21 protein-coding genes are annotated in these 24,762 nt (G+C 68.1%); 14 read left to right on the plus strand and 7 right to left on the minus strand.

Annotation, left to right across the window (positions count from 1 at the left end; translation table 11 throughout):
* The first annotated feature begins 1 nt into the window (after position 1).
* From DB30_RS31085 to DB30_RS31120, 8 genes are all read left to right on the plus strand, one after another.
* A complete protein-coding gene (locus tag DB30_RS31085) occupies positions 2 to 1,534 on the plus strand; it encodes a metallophosphoesterase family protein (RefSeq protein WP_052555854.1) in 1,533 nt (510 codons plus the stop codon).
* A 27-nt stretch (positions 1,535 to 1,561) separates the two neighbouring features.
* Positions 1,562 to 2,164: an RNA polymerase sigma factor gene (locus DB30_RS31090; protein ID WP_240480365.1), complete on the plus strand. Its 603-nt coding sequence runs from the start codon at positions 1,562 to 1,564 to the stop codon at positions 2,162 to 2,164.
* An 11-nt stretch (positions 2,165 to 2,175) separates the two neighbouring features.
* Positions 2,176 to 2,853, plus strand: coding sequence for a DUF1109 family protein (locus DB30_RS31095; protein WP_146661386.1), 678 nt, complete (start codon positions 2,176 to 2,178; stop codon positions 2,851 to 2,853).
* Between the two features lie 86 nt (positions 2,854 to 2,939).
* Positions 2,940 to 3,311, plus strand: coding sequence for a hypothetical protein (locus DB30_RS31100; protein WP_146661388.1), 372 nt, complete (start codon positions 2,940 to 2,942; stop codon positions 3,309 to 3,311).
* Positions 3,312 to 3,767: 456 nt separating this feature from the next.
* Positions 3,768 to 5,153, plus strand: a complete 1,386-nt coding sequence (locus DB30_RS31105; protein ID WP_165704034.1) for a zinc-dependent metalloprotease family protein — start codon at positions 3,768 to 3,770, stop codon at positions 5,151 to 5,153.
* A 115-nt stretch (positions 5,154 to 5,268) separates the two neighbouring features.
* Positions 5,269 to 5,664 (plus strand): hypothetical protein, encoded by a 396-nt coding sequence (locus DB30_RS31110; RefSeq protein WP_146661393.1) that lies wholly within the window; start codon positions 5,269 to 5,271, stop codon positions 5,662 to 5,664.
* A 104-nt stretch (positions 5,665 to 5,768) separates the two neighbouring features.
* Positions 5,769 to 5,978, plus strand: coding sequence for a hypothetical protein (locus DB30_RS31115; RefSeq protein WP_146661395.1), 210 nt, complete (start codon positions 5,769 to 5,771; stop codon positions 5,976 to 5,978).
* Between the two features lie 69 nt (positions 5,979 to 6,047).
* A complete protein-coding gene (locus tag DB30_RS31120) occupies positions 6,048 to 6,461 on the plus strand; it encodes a hypothetical protein (RefSeq protein WP_146661397.1) in 414 nt (137 codons plus the stop codon).
* A gap of 441 nt (positions 6,462 to 6,902) precedes the next feature.
* Here the strand turns inward: DB30_RS31120 and DB30_RS31125 are convergent, their stop codons facing one another.
* Positions 6,903 to 9,131 (minus strand): prolyl oligopeptidase family serine peptidase, encoded by a 2,229-nt coding sequence (locus DB30_RS31125; RefSeq protein WP_240480366.1) that lies wholly within the window; start codon positions 9,129 to 9,131, stop codon positions 6,903 to 6,905.
* Positions 9,132 to 9,372: 241 nt separating this feature from the next.
* Positions 9,373 to 13,248, minus strand: coding sequence for a serine/threonine-protein kinase (locus tag DB30_RS31130; RefSeq protein ID WP_052555870.1), 3,876 nt, complete (start codon positions 13,246 to 13,248; stop codon positions 9,373 to 9,375).
* Positions 13,249 to 13,381: 133 nt separating this feature from the next.
* On the opposite strand from DB30_RS31130, the gene DB30_RS31135 reads away from it, so the two are divergent.
* From DB30_RS31135 to DB30_RS31145, 3 genes are all read left to right on the plus strand, one after another.
* On the plus strand, positions 13,382 to 14,440 hold the full coding sequence (locus tag DB30_RS31135) for a hypothetical protein (RefSeq protein WP_052555871.1): 1,059 nt from the start codon (positions 13,382 to 13,384) through the stop codon (positions 14,438 to 14,440).
* A gap of 73 nt (positions 14,441 to 14,513) precedes the next feature.
* Positions 14,514 to 15,677 carry a DUF1365 family protein gene (locus DB30_RS31140; protein WP_052555873.1) on the plus strand — a complete coding sequence of 388 codons (1,164 nt, stop codon included), beginning with the start codon at positions 14,514 to 14,516 and terminating at the stop codon, positions 15,675 to 15,677.
* 58 nt (positions 15,678 to 15,735) lie between these two features.
* Complete coding sequence (locus DB30_RS31145) at positions 15,736 to 17,514, plus strand: C45 family autoproteolytic acyltransferase/hydrolase (RefSeq protein ID WP_052555875.1); 1,779 nt, start codon at positions 15,736 to 15,738, stop codon at positions 17,512 to 17,514.
* A 184-nt stretch (positions 17,515 to 17,698) separates the two neighbouring features.
* Here DB30_RS31145 and DB30_RS31150 read toward each other — a convergent pair whose 3' ends face one another.
* Positions 17,699 to 18,433: a pyridoxine 5'-phosphate synthase gene (locus DB30_RS31150; RefSeq protein ID WP_052555878.1), complete on the minus strand. Its 735-nt coding sequence runs from the start codon at positions 18,431 to 18,433 to the stop codon at positions 17,699 to 17,701.
* A gap of 44 nt (positions 18,434 to 18,477) precedes the next feature.
* A complete protein-coding gene (locus tag DB30_RS31155) occupies positions 18,478 to 19,857 on the minus strand; it encodes a replication-associated recombination protein A (RefSeq protein WP_240480368.1) in 1,380 nt (459 codons plus the stop codon).
* A 166-nt stretch (positions 19,858 to 20,023) separates the two neighbouring features.
* Here DB30_RS31155 and DB30_RS31160 point away from each other — a divergent pair, with 166 nt between their 5' ends.
* Entirely contained in the window at positions 20,024 to 21,130 is a 1,107-nt protein-coding gene (locus DB30_RS31160; RefSeq protein ID WP_052555880.1) for a hypothetical protein, read from the plus strand.
* A gap of 44 nt (positions 21,131 to 21,174) precedes the next feature.
* Here the strand turns inward: DB30_RS31160 and DB30_RS31165 are convergent, their stop codons facing one another.
* The 3 genes from DB30_RS31165 to DB30_RS31175 form a co-directional block, all read right to left on the minus strand.
* The gene (locus DB30_RS31165) at positions 21,175 to 21,363 is read right to left on the minus strand and encodes a hypothetical protein (protein WP_052555881.1); all 189 of its coding nucleotides are present in this window, start codon (positions 21,361 to 21,363) and stop codon (positions 21,175 to 21,177) included.
* 37 nt (positions 21,364 to 21,400) lie between these two features.
* The gene (alr, locus tag DB30_RS31170; RefSeq protein ID WP_052555883.1) at positions 21,401 to 22,591 is read right to left on the minus strand and encodes an alanine racemase; all 1,191 of its coding nucleotides are present in this window, start codon (positions 22,589 to 22,591) and stop codon (positions 21,401 to 21,403) included.
* A gap of 174 nt (positions 22,592 to 22,765) precedes the next feature.
* Positions 22,766 to 23,446 carry a Crp/Fnr family transcriptional regulator gene (locus tag DB30_RS31175; RefSeq protein ID WP_052555885.1) on the minus strand — a complete coding sequence of 227 codons (681 nt, stop codon included), beginning with the start codon at positions 23,444 to 23,446 and terminating at the stop codon, positions 22,766 to 22,768.
* Between the two features lie 318 nt (positions 23,447 to 23,764).
* Between DB30_RS31175 and thiS the strand changes: the two genes are divergently transcribed.
* Both thiS and DB30_RS31185 read left to right on the plus strand, forming a co-directional pair.
* Complete coding sequence (gene thiS, locus DB30_RS31180) at positions 23,765 to 23,968, plus strand: sulfur carrier protein ThiS (protein WP_240480367.1); 204 nt, start codon at positions 23,765 to 23,767, stop codon at positions 23,966 to 23,968.
* 3 nt (positions 23,969 to 23,971) lie between these two features.
* Positions 23,972 to 24,760, plus strand: a complete 789-nt coding sequence (locus DB30_RS31185; protein ID WP_420870688.1) for a thiazole synthase — start codon at positions 23,972 to 23,974, stop codon at positions 24,758 to 24,760.
* Positions 24,761 to 24,762 lie beyond the last annotated feature (2 nt).

A 24,762-nucleotide genomic window follows, 5' to 3' on the forward strand; every position in this document is an offset into this window, starting at 1 on the left:
CATGCACGATCTCTTCGTCGTCAGCGACCTCCACCTCGGGCGCGGCAAGAACCCCCAGACCGGGCGCTATCACGAGCTCGAAGCGTTTTTCTATGACGACGACTTCCGCAGCTTTTGCCAGTGGCTGATCGACGACGCGCACAAGCGCAACGCCCAGATCCGCCTGATCATCAACGGCGACGCGTTTGATCTGCTGCGCATCGATCGGCCCCCGCAGACCCCCGAGGCGACCTTCGTGGAGCGGCGCTTTGGCCCGTTCATGACCCCCGATCGGGCCGCGCGGGACATGTCGGACGTGCTCGACGGTCACCCGGGCTTCGTCGACGGCCTCGCGCGAGTGCTCGCCGCCGGTCACGACGTGGTGATCTTGCCGGGCAACCACGACATCGAGGTCCAGTGGCCGGCTGTGCGTCGGCAGATCGAGCGGGCCGTGCTCGGCCGGGTCCGCGAGCAGCTCACCCACGGTCGCGAGGTCGACGACGCCGCCACCCGCCTGCGGTTTCCACCGTGGTTTTGGTACGAGCCTGGGCGCGTGTGGCTCGAGCACGGCTGCCAGTACGATCCAGAGAACGCGTTCAAGTATTGGCTGCGCGGCAGCCTCGGCGAGGCCCCGCCCGCCGTGCACGAGGCCGAGTACGACATGCCGCTCGGCAATTTTTTTCAGCGCTACTTGTTCAATGGGTTTGGGGCGATCACCTTCATCGTGCCCAGCACCCGCGCGAACATGCGCTACGCCAAGTGGTTGCTGGCCAACACGCCGCACCTGATCAGCCGGGCGGTGCTCAGCCACGCGCGGTTCTGGCCCCAGGTGATCCGCAGGATCGCGCAGAGTCAAAAGCGAGCGCGCCGGGTCTACCGCGAGGGCCACGAGCGGGCGCTGACCCGGCTCGCCGAGCTCCCCGAGGCCGGCGCGCTCGGGGACAAGCTGCGCCAGATCGACGCGCTCAAGGAGCGCAGCGCCAGCGTCGTAGAGGCGATCAGCACCCTCACGCGGCAAGCGCTACGCGTGCTGTTGGTGGTCGTCGCGCTCGCGGGTCTGACCTTCGGGCTGTGGTTCGCAGGGTTCCACGCGATCGCCCAGCTCAAGGGCGGCTTCATGGTCAAGGCCATGCTGTTCTTGCTGCTCGACTTCGCGTTCTTGGTCGCTGCGATCTTTGGGATCGGGTGGGGTCTGTTTCGCAGCCCGCGGCCAGGTTCGTCCCCGCTGCGGCGGGCGGCCCAGAAGATCGTGGACCTGCTCGACGTCCCGATCGTCAGCTTTGGCCACACCCACGACGAGGTGCTGTGGGCGCTGCAGCGGCCCAGCGGCGGGCGAGCCTGGTACTACAACACCGGGACCTGGCTGGCGGTGTTCACCCACGACGTGTTGATGCCCCGCGAGCGGGTTCAGTTCACGTTCTTGCGGGTCCGCGGGCACGAGGCCGAGCTGCTGTACTGGAGCCCCGGCCGCGGCAGCTCGGCGCCGGTGATCTTGCTCGACGAGCGCAACCCCAAGGCCGAGCCCCGGCGCCAGGGCGCCCCCGAGCCCGTGTAGCGCGAATCAGGAACGGGCCGGATCAGGGTGACGGACGATCGCAGCGACGAGGCCCTGATGACCGCCTACGTTGGCGGGGATGCCCGGGCGTTGCGCGAGCTGTTTCAGCGTCACGCGCCGGGTTTGACCCGGGTGATGGCGGGCCACCTCGGCTCGACCGCCGACGCCCAAGACGTGGTTCAAGCCGCGTTCTTGAACCTGCATCGGGCCCGGCGGGACTTCCGGGCGGGCTCGCGCCTGCAGCCGTGGCTGTACACGATCGCCTACAACTTGATGCGCGATCATCATCGCTACCGCGGGCGGCGGCCCGAGCTGCTGACGGAGCCGACCGGGCCCGGCGGGCATGACACCCGGCCCAGCCAGGCCCCCGGACCCGACGCGGATCTCCACGCGCTGCCGATCCGGCGCGCGCTCGCCCAGCTGCCGGAAGCCCAGCGCGAGGTCATCGTGCTGCACTGGTTCGCGGGGTTTTCGTTCGCCGAGGTCGCCGAGCGCGTCGGCGCGCGGCGAACGGCGGTCAAGGTCCGGGCCCACCGGGGGTACAAGCGGCTGCGCGAGCTGCTGGGGCCCGAGTATCTCGAGCTGCCTGGCGACAGCGAGGCGGTAACCGTGCAGGAGCCGAAGGCATAAGCGTGACGTCGATGCGTGAACCGACCCCAGGGCCCGACGAGCTCGACGCGATGTTCGAGGCGGTGGAACGCCGGATCGCCGCGCCCGTGGGCTGGGTCGAGGGGCTGCGCCAACGCTCGACGTGGGTCCGGAGCGCGGCGCTGCTCGGCGTCGCGCTCGCCATGGTCGCCCTGATCCTGCTTGGCTTGCGGCGGGTGGATCTTGGCCTGCATCCCCTGCCCCGCTTGCTCGGCACGATCGCCGCCCTGGCGACGGCGGTGCTCGCCGCCGGGGCCGTCGCCTTGCGCCCGCTGCACCGCCGCCCGCTACGCGGATGGTTGCTGGGGTTGATCGCCGGACTCGCCGTGCTCGCGCCTGCGATCGTGTGCAGCCTGCCGCCGGCCCATCACGATCACCCGGCGTCGCTGATCGGCGTTGACGCGGACTTGGTCCCGCGCGCGGCGGGATGCTTTGCGTTTGGCATGGGGTTCGTGGCGCTCGCGGTCGCGGCCGCGTACTTGCTCGAGCGCTCGGCGCTGCGCAGGCGCGGTTCGGCGGTGTTGGCCCTGCTCGGCGCCGGGGCGCTGGCGAACTTGGTGTTGGTGCTGCACTGCCCGATCGTCGCGCCGATCCATCAATGGGCCGGGCACGCGACGATCACCTTGGTGCTGCTGCTCGTGGCCGCGGGTGCACGCGCGCGCGGGGCATGAGCACCACCGTCTGGCCGAGAGTTCCAGGAAACGAGAAGCCTGCTCGACATACGCAAGATGCGCGCCCCACGATATGGTGGACAGTGTTGGACCGCGACCGTCCCATGTCCGTGCCTGCTGCAGCCCTTGCCGTTTCACTGGTTGCGGTGTCGCTGGGGTGCTCCCCGCCGCTGCCCTCCGACGAGAGCGCCGAGGGCAACGTACCCGCCGACCTCCCCGTGGAGATCATCGAGTACGCCGGTATCCTCGAGGGTCTGAACTTCGGCGCGAAGCCAAGCCGATTTGCGCTGTCTGACAGTGGTGAGTTCGTAGAGTGGTCGTTCCCTGGCTCCCGCCAGGAGGAGGTCTGGTCGGGGTCATGCGACGGCGTATCTCATCGCGTTCGCGGCCAACTCGACCGGAGCTTCGAACCGCCCCGGCTGATCATCGATGAGGTCGTCGAGTCCCGCCGTCGCTAAGGAATGGGAAGCTGGTCGCAGAAAAGTATTGATCGGTCTCCCGGGCTCGCGTACTGTCCACAATAGATGCGATGTTTGCCTCGAATTCGAGCCCTCACCGCGGTCGTAGCCCTGTTTGCGTGCTCGGATGATGAGGAGCCACTGCCCATCGGACCATGCAACAGCGACGGTGATACTGCGGGGCCTGATGGCGAACCAATTGTTGAACCGTTCGACGTAACGCCCTTGGGCAGCAGGGATGGCGCAGACCCCAACGACGTGAGAGTGCCGAAGCCGATCGTAGACGCCGATTGGATCGCCACGAACGAGGGATACTACCGACCTGCAACTGCCGACGAGCAGCGCCGGGCGAGGTGGGATGCGCCGACCATCCTGGTCGCATTGCGGCAGCCTCCGTTGGCTGCAAATCCGGACGCACCCGCACTCACGATACCTGTGTGGCGAGACTCGGCCAACGTGCGCCGTCATACCAACATCGATCAGGTCTCGCTTCGCTTTCGAGTGCTGCAAGAGATGACGCTAGGAACCTTCGTGACCCACCGCAGTGTCACGCACGGAGCAATTCACGAGGCGAAGGTCCCCTTGTTCACCTACTTCGCAGGTGAGCAGACTGACTCCGACTCGCGCGCCGAGTTGCTGGCCTCCTCCGATGGGCAGATCCTGATCCGCGCCGACATCGGCGGGACCAGCGTGATCGCTACGGGCCCTCACAACAGCCTCGCCCTCGATCCGCCCGCGCCCGACGGCTACTACGTGCTCACCGTGCGCGTCGCCGAGGGGAACGTGGCGCGGCGGGGGCAGGAGCCCTTTGCATGTGAAAACGGCGCCTGCGACGATCCCGACGACCCGCTCGATGAATGCAACGACGGCATCGACAACGACGGTGATGGTCACGCAGACCTGTGCGATTGGAACTGTCTCCCACACGCGGACTACCGCGCGGACGCGTTTCCGGAGGCACGGTCGAGGGTCGAAAGTGGTGAAACCTACGCGCTGATGGGGCACGGCTCGCTGTGCACACAGTATCCCGACACGTGGGAGATCGAGCTCGCAGACTCGGCACTCCGCGCGGCCGAACTGCTCGACAGCTTGCGGCCCGATCTTGGCCGACCGATTCGCTTCAGAACGTTCTCCTGCTGGGTGTTCGATAACTGGGAGGCTTACAACGAGTGTCAGTTCGGTCCCTATCAGATCGTCGATGGTGAGCCTGTCTACGGTGCGCCGATATGTTCGCCAGGCATGGAAGACTATCCGTACGGCCCGACGGAGGCTGACCAGCTGTCGGCGTTCGACCAAGCCAATTTGTTCTTCGAGGAGGCGCTCCCGCGAGTTTGGGCAGACTTTGAGCTCAGCGCCGCGGCGCTTGGCGCCAGCGGCGAGCCCGTCAATGGGGTCGTCCTGTTGACCTCGGATCTCCGCACAGCCTGCAAAATGTCGGAGTTCCCACAGTGCCCGCCCGTGGCAGGGATCGCTACGTTGCCCCATGGAGACCCGCAGCACCGAGGCACAGCGATCGTCACCGACCAACCCTACATCGAGACCATGTGGACCACGTTGGCGCATGAGATCGGGCATACGATCGGGTTGGTTCACGACGACTACCCACAAGGTTTCATGAATCAGTTCTCGGGCGACGCTGCGGGGCTCGGTCTCTCCGTTGACGACGAGTATCCCAACCTCGACAACGCCACACGTTGGGAGTTTGGGCTAACAGGAAGCAAGGGAAAGGACCCGCGCTCTCCTGGTTTCTACCTCTCGGGCTGCGAAGGGCCCGCCGAGTGTGCCCCGCTGGGAAAACCTGGTTGGTCTTGCGCGGCCAACGTTTTTTGCGAGGAGAACTGAGATGTCGAAGAATCGGATGCCGACTCGGCTCACCACACCAGCTTGGCCACAGGCTGGTGTTATATTCGTTCTAGCTCTCCAATACGTCGGCGGTCTCGGCTGCACCCGCGCTCCGGTGACGTCACTCGACGAGGTGCTTCAGGAACTAGCAGCGTTGCGCAACGAGAACCGCGAAGTCAGCTGTGCCTGTCCGCATCAGGTCCTCGATGGCTCTGGCGATGTTTTCAAGAGCGAGATGGCGTGCCTCGCCGGCTCTGACCCAGTGCAGGATAGCGACCTGGCGTGCATCGAAGACGTGTTGGCCGGTTCGGGGCGCACGACCGAACAGCATCTCGCGCTCATCCAATGCTTCAATGACGAGATGTCAGCGGACATTGAGTGCAAGCGAGCGCACCTCGACTCTTGTGCCGATCAGCAATTCTCGCCCTGCTCGGATGACACCGACACCGACACTTGTGGAGGTGACTACTCCCAAGATACGTTGGAGGCGCTCTGGATTTGCACGTACTGAGTTCAGGTTCGCCCCCAGCGATTCGTGCCATAGTTTGCCACTCCGCCGTTAACGTGATCCGCTGCAGCTTGGCTTGGACCAACATAGCGCATGCGCCGGACCTGGTGCGAGCCCGACGACTGCGCCGACGGTGCCGATGTTGGAACCCCGAAGGCCACACCACCGAGCCCGGCACCTGCGTCCCCTACTGCGACATCGAGGGTGCGATCGGCCCGACCTGCAAAGCCGCTTGCGTCCCTTGCAGCGCGACCGAGCGGGGCCTGTGCGTGAGCGGGTGCTCGGGCGAGGACTGCCACGTCGGCGCGTTTTGCTAGCGCTAGCCGATCTCACCGCCTGAACTTGTCGGCGAGCTGGGCGAGCTAGGCGAGTGGCGGCGGCGAGACGTGGGAGCGCGCCCTCCGGGCGTTCGTGGGTTGACGTCCGACGCCGAGCACGACGACGTGGTGCGCGGCGAGGCGGGGCGAGCCGAGCACCTCGTCGGTGGCGGCGGCGAGACCTTCGAGACGCTCGAGCTGGGGTCGGCCTCGCGGGGCGATCATGTGGGTCACCCCCTTGGGGAACAGGCGCTCGGTGACGAAGCCGCAATTCGGGACCACGTCGATGCGACGTTTGTACCGCTTGGTCTGGTCGTCGCTGATCGTGTCTCGATGGTCGCGCTGGGCCCGGGCGTAGATCTCTGCCCGCGCCTGGTGTCGCGCACGGTCTCGAACGACTTGTCGATCGCCGCCAGGACCTCGTCGACCTGCGGAGCGAGGGGGGCCGTCAGGGGATCGGCGCTGAGCCGGGCGACGAAGTAGACCAGTTGGTCGGTGTACGCGGCGTAGCCGTCATGTTCGCGTGGAAGCGCCATGCAACCCAACCTGCACAGATCTGGCGGACTTGAACATGAGTTCGCGCTCGTAGGTGGCCTGCGACGCGCCCCAAATCGCTCCCACCCCGTCTCCAGGTCGTGATGGGCCGCCCGATCCAGCCGATCCAGCGTCACAGCGGCGCGGTGGGCCAGCCGTCGCCACCGATCCAGCGTCGCAAGCTCGCCTTGGGTGTCCGGTCAGCCCCGATCCAGCGTCGCGAGGCCGCGATCGCTCGAGTGAACGGGCATGCGCCGGGTCGCAGGGCCACGGCGCCCGCGCGCAGGTGCGTTGTTCGGCGTCGCGAGGCCGCGATCGCTCCCTACCCGCGGCTTTGACACGCCGCGGAGCCCGAATTCCACCCAATTCGGTCCCCCATCCTGGACCGCTCTAGAACTCCGGCGGCAGGGTCATGTCCAGCTGATCGCTCAAGAACCCCCACAGATCGGCCCACTCTTCGATCTGCTTGGCCGTGGGCTTACCCGCCCCGTGCCCGGCCTTGGTCTCGATCCGGATCATCACAGGCGCCGGCCCAGCGTGCGCCGCCTGCAGCCGCGCCGCGAACTTGAAGCTGTGCGAGGGCACGACCCGATCGTCGTGATCCGCGGTGTAGACCATCGTCGCGGGGTACGACGTCCCGTCGACGAGGTTGTGATACGGCGAGTACTCGAGCAGCGCCTTGAACTGCTCGGGGTCGTCGGCGCTGCCGTAGTCGCTGGTCCACGCCCAGCCGATCGTGAACAGGTGAAAGCGCAGCATGTCCATGACGCCAACGCCCGCGAGCACGGCCCCGAACAGATCGGGCCGCTGGGTCATCGCCGCGCCGACAAGCAGCCCACCGTTGCTGCGCCCGCCAATTGCGAGCTTGTCGGGCCGGGTCCAGCCGCTGTCGATCAAGTACTCCGCCGCCGCGATGAAGTCGTCGAACACGTTTTGCTTGGTCAGCTTGGTCCCGGCGTCGTGCCATGCCTCGCCGTACTCGCCGCCGCCGCGCAGGTTGGGCTGGGCATACACGCCACCCATCTCCAGCCAGATCAGATCCGGGACCGAGAACCGCGGCGTCAGTGAGATGTTGAACCCACCGTAGCCATACAGATACGTTGGCGAGTCCCCCGTGGGCTTTTGACCCTTCTTGTGGATCAAGAACATGGGGATCTTGGTCCCGTCCTTGCTGGCGTAGAACACCTGCTCGGTCTCGTAGCGGCTGGCATCAAAGGCCAGCTTGGGCTCGCGCCACAGCGTGCTCACCCCCGTGTCGACGTTGTAGCTGTAGACCGCGTAGGGCTGGGTGAAGCTCATCAGCCCGTAGAAGGTCTGCTTGGCGTCCTGTTTGCCGCCAAACCCGTAGACCGTGGCGATCGGCTCGGGCAGCGCGATCGTGCGCTCGAGCTTGCCGGCCAGATCGTGGACGCGGACCTCGTTCTTGGCGTCGACCATGTACTTGGCGAACAGCCGACCGCCCGTGAAGCTGACCGACTGCAGCGTGTGGGGGTCCTGGGGAATGACCTCGTCCAGGACCAGCGCCGGCAGACCAGCCCCATCGTCGCCGGCCGCCGCCGCGGCCTTCATGCGCGCCCCCACGTCGATCTTGACGACCCGCCCGCGCGGCGCGTTGTCGTTGGTGAAAAAGTAGAACACCCCGCCCTGGTTGCCGATGAACGTGTAGCTGGCGGTGAGCTCGCTGATCAGCTTGACGACCTTGCCCGAGACCGCGCCCCCGCGGCCGAGCGCGGCGACGTACAACATGTTGCGGACGTCGGTCCCCACCGACACGTCGATCACCAGCCACTTGCCGTCCTCGGTGACGTCGCCGTCGAACTGCCAGTCGGGCTGGCTGGGATCCGCGTAGACCAGCTTGTCGGCCTTCTGCTTGGCGCCGAGCTGGTGGTAGTAGAGCTTTTGGTTCTTGTTGACCTGCTCGAACTCGTCGCCTTCGGTGGGCGCGTCGTAGGCCCCATAGAAGAAGCCCTTGTTGTCTGGGGTCCACGAGATGCCGGTGAACTTGCTCCACTCGAGCAGATCGGGCCGATCCTTGCCAGTTGCGACGTCGCGCACCTTCCAGCGCTGCCAGTCGGAGCCGGCGTCGGACAGCGAGTAGGCGGCGAGCTTGCCGTCGTGGCTGACGCTCAAGCTGCCGACCGCGGTGGTCCCGTCGGCGCTGAGCAAGTTGGGATCCAGCAGCAGCTTGGGCTCGCCGTCGAACGACTCGGACCAGTAGTAGACCGACTGGTTTTGTAGGCCGTCGTTCTTGCTGAAGAAGAACCGGTCGCCCTCTTGCCACGGGGTGCCGTAGCGCTCGTGGTTCCACAGACTGGCCAGCTTGGCCTGGATCGCGGCGCGCTCTTCGATGGTCTCGAGATAGCCAAACGTGACCGCGTTCTCGGCCTCGACCCACTCGCGGGTCTGCGCGGAGTCCAGGTCTTCCAGCCAGCGGTAGGGATCGGCGATCCCGACGCCGTGTAGATCGTCGACCTGCGGCGACACGCGGGCGACCGGGTAGCTCCACGGCGAGGCGGGCTTTTCGGTCACCGTGTCCTCCACGGGTTCCGGCGCGGCCGTGTCGGGGTTTTGGGTGTCGCCGGTGTCACACGCGAACGCGAGCGATACACACAAAGACATGGACAACAGGGGCAACGATCGCTTTGACATCGGCTCACAATCTGTTTTCAGCTCGGGCGAACTGTTTTCAGCTCGGGCGAGGGCTTCTCGCCCGCTTGCGGACGCTTTTGTAGACTGGTTCTCTGCGGGCAGCGAACTGTTTTCAGCTCGGGCGAGGGCTTCTCGCCCGCTTGCGGACGCTCTTGTAGACTGGTTCTCTGCGGGCAGCGAACTCTGGGGACGAACCTTGTAACGCCGAGGGTCACTCGCGCGCAAGCGTACGCGCGGGCGCGACCAAGCGGATGAAGCCCTCGGGATCTTCGATGTCCTCGAGCTCGAAGTAGCCTGCAGCGTGCGCCGCATGTGCCGGACCTTCGCCCGTGTCACCAAGTAGCTGGGCTTGGCGCGCGCGGACGGCCGCGAGCTGCCCACGCATGCCTTGGGCCTGAAATTGATCGGCAGCCTCGGCCCACGCTGTCTGGGCGCCCGCGGCGTCGCCCGTGAGCGACGCGAGCCCCGCCTCGATCACGGCCACGTGCCCGTGCAGCGTTGGGTTGCCTGCGGCGCGCAGCTTCGCGGCCCAGCGCCGCGCGCGACGAACATGGGGCCCGCCGCCCTCGTGAACGGCCGCCATCAGGTGACAGCGACACAGCAGCTCGATCACGTTGTAGCGGGCGAGCAGATGCTCGGACAGGAACGTGCGCTTCATCTGCGCGAGCGTCTGAGTGGCCAGCTCGATCGCCTGCTCGTGCTCGCCCTCGTGGAGCAGAATCCGAACTTGGCCATAGAACGCCCACACGTCGCCAAACAAGTAGCGACCGGGCTTCCAATGATCGAGGGCCGCCGTCAACACGCTGCGAGCCTGGGCTGGCTTGCCAGCGAGCACCAGCGCGACCGCCATGAATGACGACACCTCGACCATCTCTTGCATGTCGCCGCGCTCGCGGGCGCGCTCGGTCGTGCCCTTGGCCCGGGCCCAAAACTCGCGCAGGCGGCCCTGGCAAACGAGGGTCCACATGTGGTGGATCTGAGCGGTGCGGCGGTCCCACGCGGCCCCGGGCACGCCCTCGAGCCGCTCGATCACCTTGGTGTGCAGCTCGCCGCTGATCGGGTAGCGGCGCTCGAACCAGTGCAGGCTGGCTTCACACAGATCAATGAAGCCCTCGAGCTGCGGATCGCCAAGCTCGGCCGCGAGCTCGCGCGCCACCCCCATGTGCTGCTCGACCCGGCGCCAGTCGGCGCCCGCGACGTCGATCACACATTGGTACGCGAGCGCCCGGGCGACCCGGTAGGGCTCACCAGCGCGCAGCGACAGCCGCAGGTTGCGAAAGTTAAACAGCGCGCTCAGCAGCGTCTCTTGAGTGGACAGACCGTTGACGACCGCGAAGCAGGTGTCGATCTGATCGAGCAACCCAGGCTCGACCTCGGACGCCTCGCGCCGCACGAACGCGAACCCACGCACGCGCGCACGCGCCTGCTCCCACACCAGCGCCGAGACCGAGGCGACCGTGCCAGACGGGAGCTGCAGCGCGACCGATCGCAACAGCGTGTCGAGCTGCGCGAGGCCTTCGTCGACGTGGCCGGTCTTGACCAGCTGATCGGCGGCCAGGCGTCGACACTCGCGGGCGCGCGCCGGATCGACCTGGACCGGGTTGTGCGGGTGGTCGGCCTCGTCGGCCAGCGCAAGCAACAGCTGGGCGGCCTCGTACCCCCGGCCCACGTTGATCAGCTGTTCCGCCAGGCCCATGCGCAGATCTGCGACCCGGTTGGGATCGGCGTCTTCGGGCAGCAACTCCAAGGTTGTCCGAAACAGCGCCACCGCGCGCAGGAACGCCAGCGAGTTGGCCGCGAGCTCGGCTGCGCGCTCGTAGTAGTTGGCCGCGCGCGCACGATCACCGCCCCGCTCGAAGTGCTCGGCCAGCGCTTCTGGATCGCAGGCAAAATGCTCGAGCGCGTCGGCCAGACGACGGTGCACGCTCCGCAGCGCGTCGGGCTCGAGCTCGCCAACCGCGACCTCGCGGATCCGGGCGTGGGCGGTCTCGAGGGTCCCGGGCGCCCCACCCTCGCCGCTGCGGGCGAGCAGCAGCTCGGCCTCGCGCAGACGGGGGAGCAGCGCCATCGGATCTTCGATCTCGCTGGCCCGAAACGCGACCCGGCGATCGACCGGGCCGCCCGCGACGGCGACGACCTCGAGCAAGCGCCGACTGTCCGCGTCCAGCTCGAGGATCCGGCGTACGACGATCTGGTCGAGCTCCTCTGTCGCGAAGTCGGACGAGCCCCCGTGGGTCAGCTGAACCAGCTGGCCGACGAAGAAGGGGTTGCCCTGGGCCCGCGAGGCCACGAACTCGGCCGTGACCGGATCGAAGTCGTCGCCCATGAGCGCGCGGGCCAGCTCTTGGGTCTCTTCTGGGTCCAGCGGGCCAATGAACAGCTCCTGGGTGTCCCGGTCGTCGACCGCGGTCGCGCTCGTCAGCTCTTGCAGCGCCTCGTTGCTGTCGATCTCGTCGCGGTAGGTCACCGCGACCAACATCGGAGGGGCGTCGGGGGGCGCGAGCAACGAGCTCAGCAGTCGCGCGCTGTCGACGTTGGCCCAGTGAAAGTCGTCGATGAACACGATCAGCGGCCGCCGCTTTGCGACCCCCGTGAACAGCTCGCGCAGCGACTCGAACGCACGCTCGCGCAGCTCGTGGGCGTCGAGGCCGCTGGTTCGCGTGCGATCGGCCCGCCACAGATCGTCGAGCACCGGAAACAGCCGCGCGAGCGCGACCGGGTGCGCGGGCTCGAGCGCCAGCAGCGACTCGCGGGGGATCTGCCGCAGGTGGACCGAGAGCGCGTCGATCACTGGATCGAGGCCCTTGTAGGGCACCGACTCGCGCTCGAGGCAGCGACCCTTGAGCACCACCGCCTGCTCCCGATCCTGCACGCGGGCCAAGAACTCGCGGACCAGCGCCGACTTGCCGTAGCCGCTGGGCCCGCGCAGGTGGACCATGGCCGGACCCGCGCCCGCGCCCACCTTGACCCGGTCAAACGCCGAGTCGAGCAGCGCCAGCTCGCGCGTGCGGCCAACGAAGGGCGCCCGCGCCCGCACCATGCTGTCGTCGTCGGTCTCGAGCGAGCCCCACCCAACGCCCGATCCGGTGTCGGTGCGCCCGTCCAAGATCGCCAGGATCTCGCGGGCGCTGGGTCGGTCTTCGGGCATGCGCGCGAGCATCCGGCGGCACAGCGCGGCGAGGTCCGGCGGGATGTCGGCGACGAACTCGTCGATCTCTGGCGGCTCGTACTCGCGCTTGGCGAACAACAGGTGGGTGAGGTTGCCCTGAAACGGCCGCCGCCCGCTCAGGCACTCGTAGAGCATGACCCCCACCGCGTACCAGTCTGCGGCTGGTCCCGCGCGCTCGAGCCCAGCCTGCTCGGGGCTCATGTACGCGGGCGTGCCCATGATCTGGTCGTCTGGGCTGTCTGGCTGCGCCTCCGAGTGATCCTGGACCAACCCAAAGTCGAGCACGACGACGCGGCCTTCGGTCGTGACCAAGACGTTGGAGGGCTTGAGATCGCGGTGAATGCAGCCGTGCTGGTGCAGGTGGCGGACACCCGCGACCAGCTGTCTCACCGCCCGACGCAGCCGCGCGAGGTTGGGCAGCTGGCCTTCTGGCGTTCGCCCGCGCACGTAGTCGTCGAAGCTGACCCCGTCGATCAGCTCCATCGTGAAGAAGCTGACCGAGTCCGGCAGCACGACCAGCTCGCCGAGCGCGACCAAGTTCTCGTGGGCGACGCCCGCCAGCGCGCGGAACTCTTGCTTGAATCGATACAGCAGGCTCGCGCTGGTTCGCTCGAGGTACTTGAGCGCGACCAGCTCGCCAGCGTTGGCTCCGCTGATCCGCCGCGCCGCGAACACCTGACCCATGCCGCCAGCCCCGAGCTCGTGCTCGACCCGGAACTCACCAAGCCGATCGCCCGGGTGCACGGCCGGCCGATCAGCCAGGCCGCGCGCGACGATCGTGTCCATGCTCGTGTCGGTCTTGGGCTGGCCGTGCTCCGTCGCCAGATTGTCACCCGTGCGGGTGATCGACGAGGTGTCCAGGCGCAAGCCCGAGTCGGTGAGCTCCGGTAGGCCGTCGGCCGTGTCCGGGCCTTGCATGGCCGAGAAGGTATCACGTGTCCCAGTGCTAGCGACTGACCCCGAGCGCGCCCCTTTCACGCGTGGCTCGCTCACCTTCCCCCCTGCGCGTGAGCCCCATCGCCTCCCGCGCGTCCCGTGATAGCGTCTCGCCGTGGCCAGCGACGATCACGAGCAGGGTGGACAAGGAGAGGATCTCGGGCAGCTCGTCGAGGAGCTCTTCAACGACATCGACAAGGTCCGCCGTCTGCTCAAGCGCGCGTTCCCGGGCACCCAGCCCGGCGAGGACGAGGTTCGAGCCAGGCGCGACAAGCTACGCCGGGCCGAGGTCGAGCCGGGTCTCGAGCGGATGCACCAAGACGGCGAGCCCGACGATGCCGAGCGCGAAGCCGCCGAGCGACAAGAGAGCGCCCGCGGGCAGCACACGATCTACGCGGTCACCGCTCGCCACAACCGGACCAAGCCGTTCGCTTCCGACTGGGTCGGGCACACCCAGTCGGTGCGGGTGACGCTGCCGGCGACCCTGGCACAGGCCGAGCCGATCTGGACCCACCTCGGGGTCGTCAAGGCCGAGGACCACCTGATGTTCTCGGTCGCCGAGGTCGTCGCCGGCTACACGGCGATGTTTGGATCCGAGCCCAAGGTCGCCCGCGTGGATCTGATCACCGGCGCGCGCCACTACGATCTGGATCGGTTCGCGCCGCTGTCGGTGTTCCTTGCTTACGAGCACGCCGACGACAAGCAGGCCGTGTTCTACGTGTACGAGAGCGGCAGCGCCCAGGGCAACCCGGCGGTGCTGTACTGGGCGCCAACCATGGGCGCCAAGATCATCGCCCAAGCAGGCTTTCAGTTCACGCCCTTCTCCTGCGCCGAAGACTGGTACGCAGGCAAGCTGATCATGAACCGGGCGAAGACCGAGCCGAGCGTGCTGTCGATCTCGATCTCGCAGGTCAAGGACGGGTCGCGCCACTACATCGATCTCACCGCGAGCTACGCGGTCGTCGAGCCCGGCAAGGTCGTGTGGCCCGTCGCCCACCAGATCCAGGCCGCGCTGCGGGTGTTTGCGATCGCCCAGGCCATGGGCTGCAAGCTCGACGTCTGGGAGTGGGGCCTGGGCCAGATCGGCCGCACCGCGTTCGACTGGATCGCCGAGCCTCCCCAGCGCGGCACCAGCCAAGGCTACTCGGGCTGCTCGCGGACGCCCGACACCTGAGTCTCCGCTCGGGCAGGGCCGCTGATCATTCGTCCCGCGCATACACCTACAGGGCGCGGTGGTACGGTCGACCATGGCCGAGCTCGACCTCGAGAACCCCGAGCACCTGTGCGAGCTGCTACGACGCAGTCTGCCTGGGTTCGACGAAGAGACGGCCGCGCGCGTGGGCGCCCACGTCGAGGCGCTCGAGCGCAGTGACAACGACATCTTTGGGATGGTTGGCGCGGGCCGACGTCACCCCGAGGCGCCCGCCGAGCAGCTCCCGCCAGACGCCCAAGCCGGCCAGGCTCCCGATGATCTCCCCCTCGATCTGGGCGGCGAAGGCCAGCTGATCGAAGCGCCGGGCTCCGGGCTCGAGCTCGGCCGTGTGCTCGCGCGTCGCGGCTGGACCGAGCTCGATCGCGTCGCCGCCAAGGGCCACCACGAGATCTACACGCTCGTGGCCAAACACATCCGTCGCAAGCCGATCCGCGCCGGGTTCACGGCCAACTGCCAGTCCGTGCGGGTGAGACTGCCACTCGCCAAGCCCGCCAAGGACGCGTTCATCGGCACGTGGATCGGCACGGTCGAAGCCAAGGATCACCTCGCGTTCTCGGTCGAGCAGGTCGCCAGCTACTACGAGCGCGCCTGCGGTGAGCGACCCTCGCTGGCCCGGGTAGATCTAATCACGGGGCCACGGTTTCGCGGCCGAAGGTTCTCGCCCGTCTCGATCTACCTCGCCTATCGCAGCGCCGAGGCCCACGCCAAGCCGTGCTTTTACCTGCTAGAAGGCGGCAGCGCTTCGGGCAAGGCTCAGGCCATGTACGTCAGCCGCTCGATCGAGACTGGCATCAAGTCCAAGGCCAAGTTCGCGTTCACGCCGTTCGCGTGCGCCAGCAACTGGTACGACGGCGGCCTGGCGATGAGCGAGGATCTGAGCGAGCCCGCGTGTGTGTACTTGAAGGCCGCCCAGACCCGCGATGGCCACCGCGAGTACCTGCAGATCTCTGTCACCTACGCGCGCGACCACCAGCTCGAGCGCGTGGCCCATCCCTTCGAGCAGCAGATCGAAGCCGCCTTGCGGGTCACGGCGATCGCCGATGAGGCCCGCTGTCAGCTCGAGGTCGGCGCTGGAGGCGTGCTGCAGCACTCCCTGGGGCCCATGGTGAAGTCGATGATCCCCTGGGACGAGCGACCCAACGGCACCACGACGCCGCAAGAGCGCGACCAGTTCTGCGGCTGCCCAAAGACGTCCTAGTACCCTGGGGCCGTCCCTGCCGTTGTCGACTCGGCGCTCGCGGTATACATGGGCCGGCGTGGCTCGTCCGTTCCAGACCCAGGCCCAAGAGGGCCGCAGCGTGTTCGCGCTGCTGCGCGTGCTCGCGATCGTTGGCGGCACCTTCGCCGTGTTGCTGGCCCTGATGTACTCGGGCTACGTCGGCTACACCGCCCTCGAGCCAGACGACGTCGAGCCCGGAGAGTATGAGTTGGTCGTCGACGAGACCGGGCGCAGGGTCGACTATGGGCGCTCGTGGCTGGCCCGTCGCGGCGGCCTGTGGGTGATGCACTTCGAGGGGTCGCCCGCAGACATCGGCGACGCCCACGGGCACCTCGCCGGGCGCTTGTTTCGAAACATCGACACGCGGGTCGACGCGCTGCTCGAGCAGCGCTACCGCGGCTACATCGAGAGCTGGGCCGAGCTGATGCTGTTGCGCTGGGACTACCGTGGCGCCGACGCGGCCCTCAGCCCCGAGCATGCCGCGCGGACCGATCGCAACAACCAGGCCGAGCACGCGGATCAAGCCACCCACACCGACTATCGCCGCGAGCTGTCCGCGCTCGCGGCCGCGCTGCCCGATGACGGCGAGGGCGAGCTCGAGCCCTACCATCGCCTGTTTCTGTACCAGTGCCTGTTTGATCTGACCCAGCGGCTGCAGGACGTCGTCATCGAGGGCAGCATGTTCGCGGTCGCGCCCCGGGCGACCAGCGGCGGGGTCGAGGCCGGCAACTTGGTCATTGGCCGGACGCTGAGCATCGATCTTGGCGCCGACTTCGAGGCCGATCGGGTCGTCGCGTTCTACTACCCCGACGGCAAGTATCCGTTCGTCTCGATCGGCTGGGCCGGCTTGATCGGGGTCGTCACGGGGATCAACGCCCGGGGGATCTTCGTGGCCGCCAACCCAGCGCGGACTGACGACGCCCGTGAGACCGACCCGATCCCGCTGCCGCTGGTGCTGCGTCGGGTGCTCGAAGAGGCCGACACCCTCGAGCAGGCCATACAGATCATCGAGTCCGCCCAGCTGCGAACCGCGGGGGTCGTGCTGATCGGCGACGGCGTCCAGCGCCAGGCCATCGTGCTCGAGGCCACCGCGCGCGTCGACGAGGACACCCGCCACGTCCGCGGTGACGACGAGCAGGCCGTGTGGGCCACCGATCACATGATCCGCGAGGTGTTCGAGGCGGACGCCCACAACGAGCGGATCCGTCGGACCACGTCCTCGGGCTACCGCTACGACCGCCTCGCAGAGCTGCTGGCCGCGCCGGGCAACTTCACCCCGGCGGACGCTGTCGCGATCTTGCGAGACCGCCGCGGCCTCGACAACGTCGAGCTCGGGCTCGGCAACCGCAACGCGCTCGAGAACCTCCACACCATGCAGTCGGTCGTCGTCGACGCGACCTCGATGGTGCTGTGGGTCGCGGAAGGTCCGTCGACGCTGGGTCGCTACCGGGCCTTCGATCTGCGCTATCTGTTGAGCCGGCAGGGCTCGCGGCCGGCCGCGTTGGCGGACTTCCCCGCGGATCGCCTGCTCTACTCCGAGGAGTACCGCGACTATCAAGAGGCCCTCGAAGGCCTCGACTACGCGCGCGAATTGTTGTCGCTCGATCGGCCCAGCGAGGCGCTGGCGGCCGCTCGCGTGTCGCTGGCGCTCGCGCCCGACATCGGCGAGCTGCATCGTCTGCTCGGTGACATCGAGCGCGAGCTCGACCACGCCGAGCAAGCCAAGATCCACTACCGCCGCTACCTCGAGCTGATCCCCGGGCGGCAGCGCGACCAAGAGCGGGTCAAGGGCATCATCGAAGAGCTAGGCGGCTGAGGTGAGTCCTTTCTTACCCCCACATAGACCTTAGACTTCGCCGACTGCAGCCGCTGACGCGTCTGGTCGCTTCGCTCCTCGGGGCCGTTTGTTCGCATCCGCATGATTGGCCCCCTGGGAGGGGGCTCGGCGACTCGTGAGCCGACGGTTGCCCGCAGCCTTGCCACGCAGTCGACTGCAGCCGCTACGCGAGGAGCTCGAGGTACTCGCGGACGACGGTCTCGAGGCCCACGAAGATCGCGCGTGAGAGCAGCGCGTGGCCGATCGACACCTCGTCCAGATGTGGCAGCGTGGCGAACAGGCCGAGGTTGTCGAGGTCGAGGTCGTGGCCAGCGTTGATCCCAAGTCCGAGGGCGTGGGCGTGCTCGGCCGCTGCGACATAGTGATCGAAGCTGCGCTGGCCGTGTTCGCGGCTGCGCGCGTAGGCCTGGGCGAAGGGCTCGGTGTAGAGCTCCACGCGGTCGGCCCCGAGTTCGGCGGCCCAGTCGATCGCGGCGCGCTCGGGCTCGACGAACAGACTCACGCGCACGCCCGCAGCTTTGAGCCGCTGGATGCAGGGGGCGAGCAGCTCGCGATCGCGCTGGGGGATCCAGCCGGCCTCGCTGGTGATCTCGCCGGGCCGCACGGGCACCAAGGTGCACTGATCGGGACGCAGCTCCACGACTCGATCCATCAGCTCGGGCCGCGGATCCCCCTCGATGTTGTACTCGACCCGCTCGCGGTGGGGCGCGAGATACTCGTGGATGTCGAGCACGTCCTGCGCGGTGATGTGCCGCTGATCTGCGCGGGGGTGCACGGTGATCCCGGGGACGCCCGCGCGCACACAAACATCGACGGCCTCGACCACGCTCGGCACGCTGCCGCCGCGAGAGTTGCGGACGGTGGCGACCTTGTTGACGTTGACGCTGAGCCTGACCACGGCGGTGGTTTACTCGCTCTGCGGGTCGAGCCCAAGCGCATTCCCTACCCTGCTGTGTCCCCGTCCGCCCCGTGCGGCCCATCCACCCCGTCCGGCCCGCCCGCCCCGTCCGGCCCGTCCACCCCGTCCGACCCACCGGGCTCGCGCGCACGCACCAGCGCAGCCTCGGCCGTGGCCTCCCACCCCAGCGGGCCCGAGTTCACGTAGCGCCGCCCCGGCAGGTGGCCACGCAGGATCTCCGGCAAGTGGCTCTGGTGCGCCGCGTCGACGTGGCCGTCGAGATCGTGGGGGTAGCGGTAGCCCGATCCATAGCCGACCTGCTTCATCAGCTTGGTCACCGCGTTGCGGATCTCGAGCGGCACCGGCAACGGCCCGCGCGCGAGGATCTCTTTGCGGGCCGCGAAGTACGCCTTGATCGTCGCGTTGCTCTTGCTCGCCAACGCCAGATACACGGCCGCCTGGGTCAGCGGCAGCACGGCCTCCGGCATCCCGACGAAGCGCGCCGAGTCGGCCGCGGCTTGGGCGACGACGAGCCCCTGCGGATCCGCGTTGCCGACGTCCTCGGCGGCGAAGATCACCAACCGGCGGGCAACGAACTCGAGCGGCTCGCCAGCCTCGAGCATCCGCGCCATCCAGTACACGGCCGCGTCGGGATCGCTCGCGCGCATGCTCTTGATGAACGCCGACGTGATGTTGTAGTGCTCCTCGCCGTCCCGGTCATAGCGAAGCTGGGCCTGACCCAGGGCCTCGCCAACGAGCTCGGGGGTCAGCTGTGGGCGCTGCGTTGGCTCGGCCTCGGCGTCTGCTGGCGGGACCAATTCAACCGCGAGCTCGAGCGCGTTGAGGGCCCGCCGCGCGTCACCTTGCGAAGCCAACGCGATCGCCCCCAGCAGGCGATCTTCGGCGTCGACCCCCCGCGCCCCCAGGCCTCGCTCCCGATCGTTCAGGGCGGCGCGCAACAGCCCAATCAGCTGCGGGATCGACAGCGGCCGCAGCTGGACCACGCGCGCGCGCGAGAGCAAGGCCGCGTTGACCTCGAAGCTGGGGTTCTCGGTCGTCGCGCCGATCAGCGTGCACACGCCGGCCTCGACGTGGGGCAGCAGCGCGTCTTGCTGGGCCTTGTTGAACCGGTGGATCTCATCGATGAAGAACAGGGTCGTGCGGGCCTCGTAGTCACGCCGCTGGCGGGCGCGCTCGACCACGCGGCGCAGATCCTTGACGCCCGCGTCGGTCGCCGAGACCGTCTCGAAGCTGGCCCCGGTGTGCGCCGCGATGATCCGCGCGAGCGTGGTCTTGCCGGTCCCCGGCGGACCCCAGAGGATCATGCTTGGGACCCGATCGCTCTCGACCGCCCGCCGCAGCAGCCGCCCGGGCCCCGTCAGGTGATCTTGGCCAACGTATTCGTCGAGCGTTCGCGGCCGCATGCGCTCGGCCAGCGGCGCGAAGGCTGGGTCGCGCTTGCGAGCGTGAGCGAACAGATCCTCGTCGTCCAAGTCACTTCGATAACAGGACTGACTCGAAACTGATAGCCGCGCTGGGGCTGTAGCGAAGAGTTGTAACGCTGGGGGTCCCTCGCATACGCTCCCGGCCATGCGCTCCCGCTCCCTCGTTGGCCTGTGCTTGACCTCCGCCTTGTTGTTCGGGGCGCCACTGCTCGGCTGCGGCGGCGGCGACCTCGTCGAGACCCAGGTGCCCAGCGATGGCATCGAGCTGCGCTACGACCTGCAACCGGGCTCCTCGTTCGAGGGCCGCATCAAGCGGCGCGAGACCATCTCCATGCGCGGCCAGCCCATGAGCCGCTCGATCAACTTTGGGGTCCACCTGATCGTCAACAGCGTCGACGAGGCCGGCAACGCCAAGGTCGCGGCCACGGTCAGCGGCATCGATCTCAACTGGGTCGTGCCCGGGCTGCCCGTGTCCATGAACGAGTTCAACCAGCGCGCCAAGGCCCGGCTCGAGGGCGTGACGATCCGGTTCTCGGTCGATCCAACCGGCAAGGTGTTCGACGTCCCCGCGTCCCCCGCCGAGCTCGACGAGGCCGAGGTCGGCGTGCTCGAGTCCGTGATCGAGGGCCTGACCTCCGCGTTCTTCGTGGTCCCCGAGAAGCGCCTGGGCCTCGGCGAGGGCTGGGAGACCCAGGACACCCGCGGCCGCGAGGGCAAGCTCGGCAAGTTCACCAACGACATCACGCGCGGCACCCTCGTCGGCACCTTCGAGCACCGCGAGACCAAGCAGCCGCTCGCCAAGCTCGAGATCGACGGTGACAAGACCGAGACCACCACGACCAAGGACGGCTCAATCGAGATCCGCACGCGCAGCGCCATCACCGTGTTGTTCGACACCAAGGGCCACTACATGGCCTCGATCGACAGCGAGATGAAGCGCAGCCAGGGCGCCACCACGACCACGGTGCAGTTCGACGCCGAGTGGAAGTACAAGCCCGCGTCCGGTTCGGGTGGCGCAACATCGGGCGCCGCCCAAGACGAGCCCGCCGTCCAGGCGATCACGGATCCCTGCGACGACAACTACGTCGGGCCCGACGACTGCCTCGACGCGTGCAGCGTCAATTACATGGGCGACGAGCCCTGCGCCGACGCCCCAGACGCCGACGCCGACGCCGACGCGCCCGCGCCAGACGCCCCAGCGCCCGACGCCAGCGGGGGCAACGAAGCGCCCGCCGCGAGCCCGCAGCCCTGAGCTATCGGGGTCTGGCAGGGCCTGGCAGATCCTGGCAGGGCCCGTCAGTGCCGATCGGGGCTGGCGGCGGCCAGCAAGATCAGCGCGTGGGCCTCGATCGCCGCGACCTCGGGATCGAAGTCCTCCTCGCGGTCGTCCCGGTCCGCCAACCAGCGCCCGGCCAGCAGCGGTGCGGCTGCCGAGAACAGCACGAGCAGCGACAGGCTCAAGCAGCCGACGAGCAAGATCCCCACGCGAGGATCGTAGCACCAGCGGGCTGCCGGCTGGGCATCAATTCGTGCGGTCCGGGTGTCGGGGCACCCGCTTGGAGATGCCACATGTCATCTCGTAGGGGATCACACCAGCCCACTGCGCGAGCTCGTACACGTCGATCGTCTGGCGCCCCTGGCGACCCAGCAAGGTCACGCGCTCCCCCTCGCGCGCGTCCGGCAGATCGGTGACGTCGACCATCGACAGATCCATGGTGATCGAGCCGAGGATCGGGCAGCGATGCCCGCGGATCAGCACCTCGGCGCTGCCGCTCATGTTGCGGGGGTAGCCGTCGCCGTAGCCGACCGGCAGGATCCCCAGGCGCGTGGCCCGGCTCAAGATCTGGTGGTGGCCGTACGACACCCGCGCGCCAACCGGGAGCTCGCGGATCCCCAGCAGCCGCGAGTGCACGCTCATGCCCATGCGCAGCCCCGGGAGCTCGACCGACCGACTCGAGGCCGCGCCATAGATCGCAATGCCCGGCCGGACCATGTCGAGGTGGGCATCGGCGAACCGGACCAAGCCCGCGCTGTTGCACACGTGGCGGATGCTGGGGTGGATGCCGCGCTCCCCCAGCATCGCCAGACAGGTCCGAAATTCGGCGAGCTGGGTCGCGCTGGTCTGGGTGTCGTCGGGGTCGTCGGCGCACGCGAAGTGGGTCATGACGCCCTCGATCTCGAGCTCGTTGGCCGCGTGGTGCTCGTACCAGTCGAGCAGCGCCGCGAGGTCCGAAGGCAACACCCCCAGGCGCGACATCCCCGTGTCGATCTTGAGGTGGATCGGCAGCCGCTCGGCCCCGCTGCGGCGGACCGCCGCCGACAGCAACTGCAGGTGCTGCGGCGCCCAGACCACCGGGGTCAGCGAGCCATGCACGACGACGTCTTCCGACCCGGGGTGGACGCCGCCAAGCACGAGCACCGGGGCGCGGATCCCCGCCTGGCGCAGCTCCACGCCCTCTTCGATCAGCGAGACCGCCAACCCCCACGCGCCCGCGGCCACGAACGCGCGGGCGCTCTCGATCGCCCCGTGTCCGTAGCCGTCGGCTTTGACAACCGCGAGCACCCGACAGCGCGGGCCCACGTGCCGCGAGATCGTGCGCAAGTTGTGCCCCAGCGCGGTCTCGTCGATCGCCGCCCAGGTCGGACGCACCTCGACGATCCTTGGTTGGCGACGGTCTTGCGCGCGGCGATCGGGGCCCTGGTAGCGGCTCATGAGCGGGGCTGAGGGTAACTGGTTGGCTGACAGCTGCACGGACGGTTTCATGGGCGCCGTCCGTACGCCTCAGCCAGCCCCGATCATCCCGAGAGCATCCCAGGATCTTCGCCACGCAAGAGGCCGAGGCGAACCCCGGCCCCAGCGCCAAGACCGGCGCCCATGTCACGCCGCTCAGGCCTCGGCTTGCATCAAGTTCTCGCCCAGGATCATCCGCCGGCCGCTCGAGCTCAGCAGGCCGCTGCGTGCCATCGAGCTGAGCGTGCGCGAGACGGTCTCGCGGCACGAGCCGACCATGCGGGCGAGCTCGGACTGGGTCGGGACCGGGGCCAGGATCCAGCCGTCGTCTGCCGGCGAGTGCCGACCCTGGCGCTTGGCCAGGCGAACCAGGGTCTGGCGCAGGCGCTCCTCGACGTCACACAGCGCCAACCCGCTGGCGACCGACTCCACGTCGCACAGCTTCTGGCTCATCAGGCGCATCATCCGAACCATGGTGTTGGGCTCGCGGCGAAGGTGGGCCATCAACAGATCCGAAGGGATGCGCGCGATGTCGCTGGCCACCGCCGTGACCGCCGTGGTCGACGCGCCGACGCCCTCGACCGCGCAGGCCTCACCAAACACATCGCCGGGGCCGAGCGAGCTGAGGATGATGTCGCGCCCGCCATCGACCGCCCGCAGCAGGTTCACCCGACCCCGCAGCACGACGGACAGCCCGTCGGGGTGCTGGCCCTCGCGCAGCAGCACCGTGCCAGTTGACTTGCGCGAGCGTACGACGGCCCGGGCGAGGAGCTCGAGCTCCTCGTTCCGGGCCACAGTGAAGGGCTCGATGCACGCCAGCATCTCTTCTACGGTCATGCGCTCTAGCGGGACTGACGCTCGGCGAGGTTCCATCATGACGGTGACCCAGAGCACAACGCGTGCCACGGACTGCCATCTTCTCAAAATCCGGCAACAGCTTGATATCATTCGACTCTGACGTTCAGCGTGCGCGCACCGCGATCCGGGATCTGCTGTTGCGTGCACGCGACAGGTGATGGGAGCGAGCCACTGTGTGCTGTGATGCGCGCCACAATGTGCTGGGCCATGCGCGGCCTGACCGGCTCGCAACCTGCATGCGAGGTTGGGTGCGCGCCGGATTTCTGGGGTGCCCGCGGACGGGGTACCTTCCGGGCCGTGCCGACGATCGTCCTCAACGGTGAGTCCCGTTCGACGAGTGAGGGCCAGACCGTGGCCGACTTGTTGCGCGAGCTCGACCTCGACGCCCGAACGGTGGCCGTCGAGCGAAACCGTGACGTGGTGCCCCGCGCCGAGCATGGCCAGACCGTGCTCGCGGATGGCGACCAGCTCGAGGTCGTGACCTTCGTCGGCGGAGGTTGAAGCGTGACCAACATCGAAGATCGAGACGAGGATGGCTGGGAGTTGGCGGGTCGGACCTTGCGGTCGCGGCTGATCGTCGGCACCGGAAAGTACGCGGACGAGGCACAGACCCGAGCATGCCTGGCGGCGAGCGGGGCGGAGATCGTGACGGTCGCGCTGCGGCGGGTGGATCTCAAAGCCAAGGACAACCTGCTGGGCTGGATCGATCGTGATCGATACACGCTGCTGCCCAACACCGCGGGCTGCTACACGGCCGACGACGCGATCCGAACGCTGCGGCTCGCCCGGGAGCTCGGGATCGCAGACTTGGTCAAGCTCGAGGTGATTGGCGATCCCAAGACCCTGCTGCCGGACAACGAAGAGACCCTCGCGGCGGCGAAGATCCTGGTGGATGAGGGCTTCACGGTGCTGCCGTATTGCACCGATGACCCGATCGTCTGTCGCAAGCTGCAAGAGATCGGCTGCGCGGCCGTGATGCCCCTCGCGGCCCCGATCGGCAGCGGGCTGGGGATCCGCAACCCGCACAACCTCGCGCTGATCATCGAGCAATCGACGATCCCCGTGATCGTCGATGCTGGGGTGGGGACGGCCTCGGACGCCGCGGTCGCGATGGAGCTTGGCTGCTCGGGCGTGCTCATGAACACCGCGATCGCCCAGGCCACGCACCCGGTGCAGATGGCCGACGCCATGCGCTTGGGCATCATCGCCGGGCGCAAGGCGTTCTTGGCCGGGCGCATGCCCAGGCGCATGCACGCCCACGCTTCGAGCCCGACGATCGGGCTGATCGAGTAGCG

The organism is Enhygromyxa salina, from assembly GCF_000737335.2.
GTDB classification, from domain to species: domain Bacteria; phylum Myxococcota_A; class Polyangia; order Nannocystales; family Nannocystaceae; genus Plesiocystis; species Plesiocystis salina_C.